The sequence below is a fragment of the Streptomyces adustus genome, from assembly GCF_009377175.1.
Classification (GTDB): Bacteria; Actinomycetota; Actinomycetes; order Streptomycetales; family Streptomycetaceae; genus Streptomyces; species Streptomyces adustus.
The window spans coordinates 1-10,559 of the sequence record NZ_VJZD01000301.1 but is presented as its reverse complement, the minus strand read 5'-3'; the positions used below and the strand labels follow the sequence as shown (position 1 = coordinate 10,559).

Genomic DNA, 10,559 nt, shown 5'->3' with positions numbered 1-10,559 from the left:
CCCTTCCCCTGCCCCCCGGCACACCCCCGTCGAGGACACCGGAGAGACCGACTGATGCTCAGCCACCTCATCGCTCGTCTGAGCCGCCTGCGGGCGCCGGCGACCCTCGGCGCGGTGTTCGGCGTGCTCGTGACGCTGCTGGCCGGCCCGCTGGCCACGCCCGCCGCCGCCGAGAGCTACACGCCGATCGCCGGAGCCGGCTCCACCTGGGCGGAGAACGCCGTCGACGAATGGCGCCGGGCCGTCAACCAGTACGGCATGCGGATCAGCTACGCCGGTACGGGATCCTCCGACGGTCGCCGGCAGTTCCTCAGCGGCACCGTCGACTTCGCCGTCTCGGACATCCCGTTCCAGACCCACCCGACGGACGGCTCCGCGGCCGAGCGGCCGGGCGCCGGCTCGTACGCCTACATGCCGATCGTGGCGGGCGGCACCGTCTTCATGTACCACCTGACGGTCAACGGCAAGCGGGTCACCAACCTGCGGCTCTCCGGGGACGTCGTCACCAAGATCTTCACCGGCGTCGTCAAGAGCTGGGACGACCCGGTGATCAAGGCAGACAACCCCGGCGTGCAGCTGCCGCACCGCACCATCGTCCCGGTGGTCCGCTCGGACGGCTCGGGCTCCACGGCGCAGTTCACGATGTGGATGGCGAACCAGCACAAGTCGCTGTGGCAGGCCTACTGCGGGCGGGTCGGCCGGTCCGGGGCCTGCGGGCAGACCTCGTACTACCCGACCGTCACCGGCATGATCGCCCAGTCCGGCGACCTCGGTGTGGCGGGCTACGTCGCCCAGAACTACGGCGAGGGCGCGATCGGTTACGTCAACTACTCGTACGCGCTCAACGCGCACTACCCGGTCGCCAAGGTCCTCAACCACGCGGGCTACTACACCGAGCCCACCCCGCAGAACGTCGCGGTGTCGCTGCTCAAGGCGAGGATCAACACCGACAAGAGCTCCGCGGACTACCTCACCCAGCAGCTCGACGGCGTCTACAACGACTCCGACAAGCGCAACTACCCGCTGTCCAGCTACTCGTACATGATCCTGCCGCTGAAGGTGCAGGGCACCTTCACCAAGGCCAAGGGCAAGACGCTCGGCGCGTTCTCGTACTACTTCATGTGCCAGGGCCAGCAGTCGGCCCCCCAGCTCGGCTACTCACCGCTGCCGATCAACCTGGTGAAGGCGGGCTTCGAGCAGATCCGCCGGATCCCCGGGGTGACGGCGAAGAACATCAACGTCCAGGGCTGCAACAACCCGACCTTCACCGCGAACGGCCGCAACAAGCTCGCGGAGACGGCCCCCTACCCGGCGGACTGCGACAAGAAGGGCGCCGCGCCCTGCGGGACCGGCAGCGGCGGTGCCAAGTCCGACAGCGGCACCGGCGGTGCTTCCGGCGGCACCGGGGGCTCGGCCTCCGGCGGCACCTCGGGCGGCTCCACCGGCGCGACCACGGGCGGCACGGCGACGAGCGGCGGTACGACGGGCTCGGCCGGCACCTCGGGCGGCGCCTCCGGCGGCGCGCAGCCGTCCGTCGACCCCGACACCGGGCAGGTCATCGCGGCGGCGGACACCGGCTCCGGCGGGTCCGGCGGGTCTGGCGGGTCCGGCGACGACACCGTCGCCCTCGCCCAGCCGATCACCGTGGCCGCGCAGCACGGCTGGACCGGCACGCAGACGCTGATGGTGCTGGCCGCGCTCCTGGTACTCGGGCTGGTGCTGCTGCCCTCCCTGGTGTCGCGACTGATCACCGGCGGCCGCGGCGCCGACGCCCGCGCGGCCTCCTCCGGTTCCTCCGGCACGGACGGGGGTTCGCGATGAAGCGCCTGCGCGAGACCCTCGTCCGGCTGGTGGCCGGCGCCGCGGTCGGCGCCCTGGCCGGTCTCGCCGTCGCCCAGGCGGCGCCGAGCGCCACCGCCGCGGACGCCACCGGCTCCGCCGTCACCGTCTCCGGGCGCGGCGAGTTCAAGGACATGAAGTTCACGGTGAGCCAGACGAAGCGGCTCACCAGCCAGGCCATCACGGTGAGTTGGTCGGGCGGCACGCCGACCACGTTCGCCGGCACCTTCTTCAACACCGACTTCGTGCAGATCATGCAGTGCTGGGGCGACGACGACGGCACCGTGCCGTCCAACCCCGGCCCGTCCCGTACCCAGTGCCAGTTCGGCGCCTCCCCGACCACCGACCGGGGCAGCTGGCCCGGCAACGAGTACGACGACACCCGCAAGGTCTTCTACAACGCCGACCCGAGCAACTACGGGCAGGACGACCGGTACGGGGCGGCCGGCGCCAACGGGCTGGGCGAGGTGCCCTTCAAGTCCGTCGACGGCACGGTGATCACCAGCGGCACCCAGAACAACGCCTTCTTCAACCGCAACACCACCAACGAGGTCGACTTCGCCCGCACCGGCGCCGACGGCAGCGGCAAGGAGTACTTCGAGGTCCAGACCGCCAACGAGGCGCCGCACCTGGGCTGCGGGACGCCGGTCAGGACCGGCTCCGGCACCAAGCCCCGCTCCTGCTGGCTGGTGATCGTCCCGCAGGGCCGGCTCGACCTCGACGGCAAGCCCTACGCGGACACCAGCACGGTCAACGCGGGCTCCCCGGTCTCCTCCACCAACTGGAAGAACCGCATCGCCGTCAAGCTCGACTTCAACTCGGTCGGCACCAACTGCGCGCTCGGCTCCGACGAGCGGCCCACCACCGGCAGCGAGCTCGTCGCCGACGCCATGACCAGCTGGCAGGCGGCCCTGTGCCCGACCGGCAAGGTCTACGGCTACACCGAACTCGGCGAGCCCGACACCCGGGCCCGGCTGATCGCGGACGGATCCGCCGGGCTGGCCTTCACCACCCGGGCGCTGGGCGCCGACGAGGGCAGCACCGCCCCGTCCGACACCACCACGTACGCGCCGGTGGCGCTCTCCGGGACCGTCATCGGCTTCACGATCGAGCGCAGACCCAGATCCGGGGCGCCGGACGACATCCGCAGACAGGCGGGAACCAAGGTCGAGTCGATCGACCTCACCCCCCGGCTGGTCGCCAAGCTGCTCACCGAGTCCTACCGCAACTCCACCTGGGGCGCCGTGCTCGGCGGCACCGCCGCCAAGGGCTACGAGTGGGCGAAGAACAACCCGGCCGGCCTGGCCAGCGACCCCGAGTTCATCGCGCTCAACCCCGAGTTCGCCTATCTGTCGGTCGCCGAGACCCCGGCCACCGACACCGACCTGATCACCTCCCTCGGGCACACCGACACCGCCCGCGCCCTGTGGCGGTGGATCCTGTCCGACTCCGACGCGCGCAAGTTCCTGTCCGGGCTGCCGGACGGCTCGGGCATGGTGGTCAACCCGTACTACTCCACCAACCCGGACGTGAACCCCACCGGCTCGGGCTTCGACGCCGTCCGCGCCGACGACTACCCCAAGAGCGACCCCTGGTGCACGATCCCGCCGGGCACCGACGCCACCCTCAAGCAGTGCATGACCGACTTCCACCCGTACGTGGACGATCTGCACTCCGGCGCGCTGCACACCCGGCGCGCGGACACGCTGTGGAAGTCGACCTGGGACCCGCTGGGCAACCCGCCCGCGTTCAAGAGCCCCGGCCCGCAGACGGTCGGCTCCCGGTTCGTGATCACGGTGACCGACGCGGCGTCCGCCGCCCGCTACGGGCTCCAGACCGCCCGGCTGCGCAACGCGGCGGGCAAGTTCGTCGCCCCCGACCACGCGTCGCTGACCGCCGCGGCCACGAGCGCCACCGGCACGGACGCCCCCGAGATCGATCCGGCCAAGGCCACCGCCGCGGGCGCGTACCCGCTCGCCCAGCTCGTCCACGCGGTCGCACGGCCCGGCTCGCTGAGCGCCGCGGCCCGCAAGGACTACGCGGCACTGCTGCGGTACGTGGCCGGGGCCGGCCAGGTCACCGGCGCCGACCCGGGCCGGCTGCCGGCCGGTTACGCCCCGCTGTCCAAGTCGCTGCGCGAGCGCGCCGTACGGGCCGCCGACGCCCTGGCGAAGTACACCGGCCCGGCCGGTTCGGGCAACGGTTCCGGGTCCGGCTCCGGCGGGACGGACGGGGGCAGCGGCCAGGTCGGTTCCGGCAGTGACCTGGGCGGCGCGGGCGGCGCGGCCTCCGACGGCACGCCGAACAACCTCGGCACGTCGCCGACGGCCGCCGGTGCGAGCGCCAGGCCCGGCGCGGCACCGTCGTACGACGGTGGCAAGGCCGTGCAGACCACGGCCGCCGGCACCACCCCCGCCGACCCGGCGAACTCGCTGCGCTACGCCGTCCCGGTCGGGGCCGCGCTCGGCGCCGTCGCCGCCCTGGGCGCGCCCTTCGCGGGCGGCAGCAGGCCGCGGCTGCCGCTGCGCATGCCGCTGCCGGGAGGCCGCACCGTCACCGTTCTGCCGCAGCTCACGCTGCCGGAGCGACTGCGCCGGCTGCTGCCGCCGCGGTGACACCCCGGAGCCCCCTGCGGGGGGCTCCCCACAGACGGCCGCCCGCCCCGAAAGGCAGTCGGGGCGGACGGCCGGTACCACCCTGCCAGATCCACCCGCGCACAATCCTCAGGAGAACCTCCATGCGCTCTTCGCGCTCTACGGCTGCGCTCGTCGCCGCCGCTGTGGTGGCCGGCGGCCTGGCTCTCGCGAGCCCTGCGTACGCCGACCCGACCCCTGCCGGGACCTACCGCTCGCTCGTGGGCGTCGGCTCCGACACCACGCAGGACGTGCTCAACGCCCTCGCCGGCGACTCGGTGAACGGCACCACCTACGCCGCCGTGAAGGCGACGAGCGGCGCGGGCATCGCCTCCTACGACGCGATCGAGCCCCTCACCGGCTCCACCACCTCCAGCATCCAGACCCGCGCCGCCGGGCCCTCCTTCCTGCGCCCGAACGGCTCCGGCAAGGGCCGTCTCGCGCTGAGCCAGGCGCTGACCGGCGACAAGTACCCGGACAGCTCCGGTGTCGCCATCAAGGGCCAGGTCGACTTCGCGCGCTCCTCCAGCGGTCCGAGCACCTCCGGCACCGCGCTGACGTACATCCCGTTCGCGCGGGACGCGGTCGGTGTCGCGGTCAAGGGCTCCGCCCTGGACAGCCTGACGGTCGACGACCTGCACGACATCTACGCCGGTACGACCACCGTGGTGCACGGCCAGACCGTCCACCCGAAGATCCCGCAGTCCGGCTCGGGCACCCGCAAGTTCTTCCTGAGCGCGATCGGCCTCACCGACGCCACGATCTCCCCGAACATCCCGACCGTCCAGGAGAACCAGGCCAACGACGGCCTCACCGAGGACGGCGCGCTGGAGCCGTTCTCCGTGGGCAGCTGGATCGCCCAGATCAACGGGGTCGCCCCCGACCACAGCAAGGACGCCGCGGCGGCCGGCGGTCACCTGGCGAGCGTGCAGCTGCCCGGCGACACGGGCGGCGCCACCACCCCGGTCGCCACGGCCAACGGCAAGCTGGTGCCGGTCAACTACTACTACGAGAACGCCACCTTCGGCCGCGACGTCTACAACGTCGTCCCGACCCGGGCGATCGACCCGACGAGCGTCTTCTTCGACAAGGACCTCTACGACGTCTTCGTCACCAGCGGCAGCCACACCGCCGCCCTGGCGTCCGACACCGCCGAGCAGACCATCGCGGCCTTCGGCTTCGTGAACGAGTCCTACAACGGCTCGGTCAACCCGGCCAAGCACGCCAAGCTCGGCGGCCTGGAGGAGTCGGGCATCGACCTCTCGACGCCCGCCGCGCCCGTAGTGAAGGCCACCCTCGGCGACGCGAGCGTCAAGCTCACCTGGACCGCGCCCGCCCCCACCGGCCTGCCGCTCACCGACTACCGGGTCACGCTGACCGGCTCCGACGGCGCCGTCGTGGCGACCAAGGACGTCGCGGCCGGCACCACGTCGTACTCCTTCACCGGTCTGGCCGTCGGCACCTACACGGCCACCGTCTCCGGCGCCAACCTCAACGGCACGGGCGCCGGTGCCACCTGGACCGGCGCGGTCAAGTACGCCAGCACCACGAAGGCGACCGTCGCGACCGCCGCCTACGGCCAGACGCCCAAGGTCGCCGTCACCGTCACCGGCACGCACGGCGTCGTCCCGTCCGGCAAGGTCACGGTGAAGGAGGGCAGCACCGTCCTCGGCACCGCCACCCTGAGCAGCACCGGCAAGGCCACCGTCGCCCTGTCGAACCACCTCAAGGTCGCCACCCACGCGCTGTCCGTCTCCTACAGCGGCGCCGCCAAGCTCAACACCTCCGCGGCGAGCGTCTCGCTGAAGGTCGTCAAGGCGACCCCGGCGGTCAGCGTCAGCGCGCCCACCTCGGTCAAGCACACCGCCCGGGGCAAGGTCACCGTCAAGGTCACCGCGACCGGCACCACGCCGACCGGCACCGTGCGCATCTACGAGGGCAGCAAGATCATCGCCACCGGCACGCTGAGCGGCGGCAAGGTGACCGTCACCCTGCCGAAGCTGCGCGCCGGCCGGCACACGCTGCACGCGTACTACGCGGGCTCGACGACCGTGAACACCCGCAACGGGGCGAACTTCGTCGTCAAGTCGGTCTGATCCGGCACCCGTTGTCCCCGCCCCGCCGGGGCGGCCGCCCACCGCGGCCGCCCCGGCGGGACGCCCCCATCCAGGCACCACCCTCAGCACCCATCCAGCGAAGGAGGCGGGCCCCGTGACGGTCGCCGTACAGACACCCCTCGCACCGGCCGCGGTCCTGCCGCGCGTGCGGAGCATCACCGCGGTACGCCACCTCGCCCGGGGCGCTCTGCTGAGCCTCGCCGCCCTGCTGCTCGGCATCACCGCGCAGCTGCTGCTGCTCAGCGGGGCACAGGAACACTCCGCGCAGCAGGCCACGTTCGACGAACTGCGCAATCAACTCGCCCTCGGCACGGCCCCGGTGGCCCAGACCGACCAGCAGGGCAACCTGCTGACCCCGGGCAGCCCGCTCGCCCTGATCAAGGTCCCCTCGCTCGGTCTCCAGCAGGTGGTCCTGGAGGGCACCGACTCCGCCGTCCTGACCGGCGGCCCCGGCCACCGCCGGGACACCCCGCTGCCCGGACAGGCAGGCACCAGCGTGCTGATGGGGCGCGCCGCGGCGTACGGCGGACCGTTCGGACGGCTGGCCGAGCTCACCGAGGGCGACCGGATCACGGTCACCACCGGGCAGGGCAAGGCGACCTACGAGGTCCTCGACGTCCGGCGCGCCGGCGACCCGGCGCCCGCCCCGGTCGCCGCGGGCGAGGGCCGTCTCGTCCTGGTCACCGCCACCGGCCCCCGCTTCATGCCGGGCGGGCTGCTGCGGGTGGACGCCGATCTGGTCTCCGCGGCCTTCCCGACCCCGGCGGCCGTCGTCCGCCCCGGCACGCTGCCCGAGGCCGAACAGCCGCTGGCCCGCCCGGCCGGCGTGCCCTGGCCGCTGGTGCTGTGGCTCCAGGCGCTGCTGGCCGTCGCCGTCGCTGCCGTCTGGGCGTGGCACCGCTGGGGCCGGCACCAGACCTGGATCGTGTTCGCGCCGGTCGTCGCCGCCCTGGGCCTCCAGGTCGCCACGCGCACCACCGAACTCCTGCCCAACCTGCTGTGACCGACCGCCGCCCGAGCCCCGCCCGAGCCCCGCAGTGAACCCGCGAACCGAGGTACCCGACGTGACCGACACGACCCTCTCCCCCACCGACACCGTCGTCCTGCCCTCGCCGGCCGGCGCCGCCGTCGGCCCCGCGACCCTCCAGGCGCGTGCCGTGTCGGCCTGGTTCGGCAACCACAAGGTCCTCGAACGGGTCTCCCTCACCATGCCCGCCGGGCAGGTCACCGCGCTGATCGGCCCGTCCGGCTGCGGCAAGTCGACGTTCCTGCGCACCCTGAACCGGATGCACGAGCTGATCCCGGCGGCGCAGTTCGCGGGCGAGGTCCTGTTCGAGGGCGAGGACATCTACGGCCCCGCGCGGCGGCTGACGGACGCCCGGCGGCGCATCGGCATGGTCTTCCAGAAGCCGAACCCGTTCCCGGCCATGTCGATCTACGACAACGTGGTGGCGGGGCTGAAGCTGACGGGCACGCGCGCGAACCGCCGGGAGAAGGACGTGCTGGTGGAGGAGTCCCTCACCAGGGCCGGTCTGTGGAAGGAGGTCCGCGACCGGCTGCGGCAGCCCGGCGGCGCGCTCTCCGGCGGCCAGCAGCAGCGCCTGTGCATCGCCCGCGCCCTGGCCGTACGGCCGCGCGTGCTGCTCATGGACGAGCCCTGCTCGGCGCTGGACCCGACCTCGACCCGGCGGGTCGAGGAGACCATCCACGAGCTCGCCGGCGAGGTGACCATCGTGATCGTCACCCACAACATGCAGCAGGCGGCCCGCGTCTCCGACCAGTGCGCGTTCTTCCTCGCCGAACAGGGCACCCCCGGCGGGATCGTCGAACAGGGATCCACCGAGCGGATCTTCAGCACCCCCGAGGACCCGCGCACCGCGGACTACGTGGCGGGCCGCTTCGGCTGACCCGCACGGCCGCCCGGCCCCTGGGCGCCCCCGGGGCCGGGCCGGACGCGGGCGCCGGGGTCAGACGTTGACGCCGAAGTCGGAGGCGATACCGGCGAGTCCGGAGGCGTAACCCTGGCCCACCGCGCGGAACTTCCACTCCGCGCCGTTGCGGTACAGCTCGCCGAAGACCATCGCGGTCTCGGTCGACGCGTCCTCCGACAGGTCGTAGCGGGCGATCTCCTGGCCGCCGGTCTGGTTGACCACGCGGATGAACGCGTTGCGGACCTGGCCGAAGCTCTGCCCGCGGTTCTCGGCGTCGTGGATGGAGACCGGGAAGACGATCCGGTCGACCTCGGCCGGCACCGCGGCGAGGTTCACCTTGACGGACTCGTCGTCGCCCTCGCCCTCGCCGGTGAGGTTGTCGCCGGTGTGCTCGACCGAACCGTCCGGGCTGCGGAGGTTGTTGTAGAAGACGAAGTGCTGGTCGGACAGGACCTTGCCGGACGCGTCCAGCAGCAGGGCGGAGGCGTCGAGGTCGTAGTCCGTGCCCGTCGTCGTGCGCACGTCCCAGCCCAGGCCGACCAGGACCGCGGTCAGCCCCGGCGCCTCCTTGCTGAGCGAGACGTTGCCGCCTTTGGAAAGGGAAACTCCCACGCTGCTCTCCTCTGCTCCGCCGGTGGCCGGGCGATCCGGACCGGCGCCGGGTGGACTGCGATGTGAATCTACAGCACTGTAGAAGTCGTGGGGAGGGCGCTCACCGCTCATTACTATGGGCGGTCGTCGAGGCGCGCGACGGGCGGGAGGCGAAACACGCCCCAAGGGTCAGGGAGGCAGCGTGACGGAGCGGTACGAGGGCGGGGCGCGGTCGGACGCTCCCGGGCGCAGGCGCGGCCAGGGCGAGCTGGAGGCCCAGGTGCTGTCCGCCCTGAAGGCGGCGCCGGAACCGGTACCGGCGGGCTGGGTGCGCGAACGGCTCGGCGGCACCCTCGCCTACACCACCGTCATGACGATCCTCACCCGGCTCCAGGCCAAGGGCGCGGTCACCCGGGAGCGGGCGGGCCGGTCGTTCGCCTGGACGGCGGCCGCGGACGCGGCGGGGCTCGCCGCCCACCGGATGCGCAGGGTCCTGGACAGCGAGAGCGACCGGGAGGCGGTGCTGGCCAGCTTCGTCTCCAGCCTTCCGCCCGGCGACGAGGAACTGCTGCGCAGGCTGCTGCACGAGACCGACGAGACCGACGAGACCGACGAGGGCGGCGCGACCGACGAGGGCGGCGCGACCGGCGAGGGCGGCCGGGGCGCGCCGGGAGAGGGCCGGGCGGGCTGAACCGTGGGCGTGTTCGTCTTCCTCCCGCTCGTCCTGCCGCTGACCGCCTGGCCCGTCGCGCGGCTCGCCGAGCACCGGCTGCATCCGCGGACGGCCACGCTGCTGCTCGCCGGCGTCGCCGCCGTCCTGGGCCTGTGCAGCACCCTGTGCCTGGGCCTGCTCGCGATCGTCGGGACCGCCCAGCTCCCCGGCAACCCGCTGCCGGACAGCTGGGCCGATCCGGCGGTCCGGGCGGCGGTGCCGCACGACGAGGTGGTGGGCAAGGCCGCGGTGGGCGCGCTCGCCGTGGCGTGCACCGCCTGCGTGGGGCTGCTCCTGCGTCATCACCGGGTGCGGCGCCGCGCCGCACGCGCCCTGCGCGGGCTGCCGCCCACCGAGGTGGCCGTCCTCCCGGACGCGCTCCCCTACGCCTACACGCTGCCCGGACGCGGGTACCGGCGCCGCTCCGGACGGCCGGGCCGGGTCGTGGTCTCCACCGGCATGCTCGCCGGGCTGACCTCCCGGGAGCGGCGCGTGCTGTTCGCCCACGAACGCGCCCACCTCGTCGGCCGGCACCACCGCTATCTGCTGCTGGCGGGGCTGGCGGCCCGCGCGAACCCGTTCCTGCGCCCGTTGGGCACCGCCGTCGGCTACACCGTGGAGCGCTGGGCGGACGAGGAGGCGGCCGGGGTGGTCGGCGACCGCCGGGTGGCGGCCCCGTCCTGCGTGACCTTCATCTGCTTGGTCTGCGCGTCGACGTAGGTGACCTGGTTGCGGC

The 10,559-nt window shown here is 73.3% G+C and carries 7 protein-coding genes and 1 pseudogene; 7 read left to right on the top strand and 1 reads right to left on the bottom strand.

The genetic code is table 11. The annotated features are described in order from the left end of the window. The first annotated feature begins 54 nt into the window (after positions 1-54). The 5 genes from FNH09_RS40835 to pstB all read left to right on the top strand — a co-directional run bounded on the left by FNH09_RS40835 (position 55) and on the right by pstB (position 8,496). Positions 55-1,821 carry a substrate-binding domain-containing protein gene (locus tag FNH09_RS40835; RefSeq protein ID WP_152894926.1) on the top strand — a complete coding sequence of 589 codons (1,767 nt, stop codon included), beginning with the start codon at positions 55-57 and terminating at the stop codon, positions 1,819-1,821. After that, positions 1,818-4,454, top strand: coding sequence for a hypothetical protein (locus FNH09_RS40830; protein ID WP_152894925.1), 2,637 nt, complete (start codon positions 1,818-1,820; stop codon positions 4,452-4,454). The genes FNH09_RS40835 and FNH09_RS40830 overlap by 4 nt, the downstream gene beginning before the upstream one ends. A 122-nt stretch (positions 4,455-4,576) precedes the next feature. Then, positions 4,577-6,568, top strand: coding sequence for an Ig-like domain repeat protein (locus FNH09_RS40825; RefSeq protein ID WP_152894924.1), 1,992 nt, complete (start codon positions 4,577-4,579; stop codon positions 6,566-6,568). A gap of 115 nt (positions 6,569-6,683) precedes the next feature. After that, the gene (locus FNH09_RS49245; RefSeq protein ID WP_152894923.1) at positions 6,684-7,592 is read left to right on the top strand and encodes a sortase domain-containing protein; all 909 of its coding nucleotides are present in this window, start codon (positions 6,684-6,686) and stop codon (positions 7,590-7,592) included. 100 nt (positions 7,593-7,692) lie between these two features. Continuing rightward, on the top strand, positions 7,693-8,496 hold the full coding sequence (gene pstB / locus FNH09_RS40815; RefSeq protein ID WP_152894928.1) for a phosphate ABC transporter ATP-binding protein PstB: 804 nt from the start codon (positions 7,693-7,695) through the stop codon (positions 8,494-8,496). A 60-nt stretch (positions 8,497-8,556) separates the two neighbouring features. On the opposite strand, the gene FNH09_RS40810 is transcribed toward pstB, so the two are convergent. Then, positions 8,557-9,132: a TerD family protein gene (locus FNH09_RS40810; protein WP_162469841.1), complete on the bottom strand. Its 576-nt coding sequence runs from the start codon at positions 9,130-9,132 to the stop codon at positions 8,557-8,559. Between the two features lie 181 nt (positions 9,133-9,313). Between FNH09_RS40810 and FNH09_RS40805 the strand changes: the two genes are divergently transcribed. Both FNH09_RS40805 and FNH09_RS40800 read left to right on the top strand, forming a co-directional pair. Then, the gene (locus tag FNH09_RS40805; protein ID WP_338017836.1) at positions 9,314-9,802 is read left to right on the top strand and encodes a BlaI/MecI/CopY family transcriptional regulator; all 489 of its coding nucleotides are present in this window, start codon (positions 9,314-9,316) and stop codon (positions 9,800-9,802) included. A gap of 3 nt (positions 9,803-9,805) precedes the next feature. Then, positions 9,806-10,498, top strand: a pseudogene (locus tag FNH09_RS40800) (M48 family metalloprotease); the annotation flags it as partial. Positions 10,499-10,559: the final 61 nt, after the last annotated feature.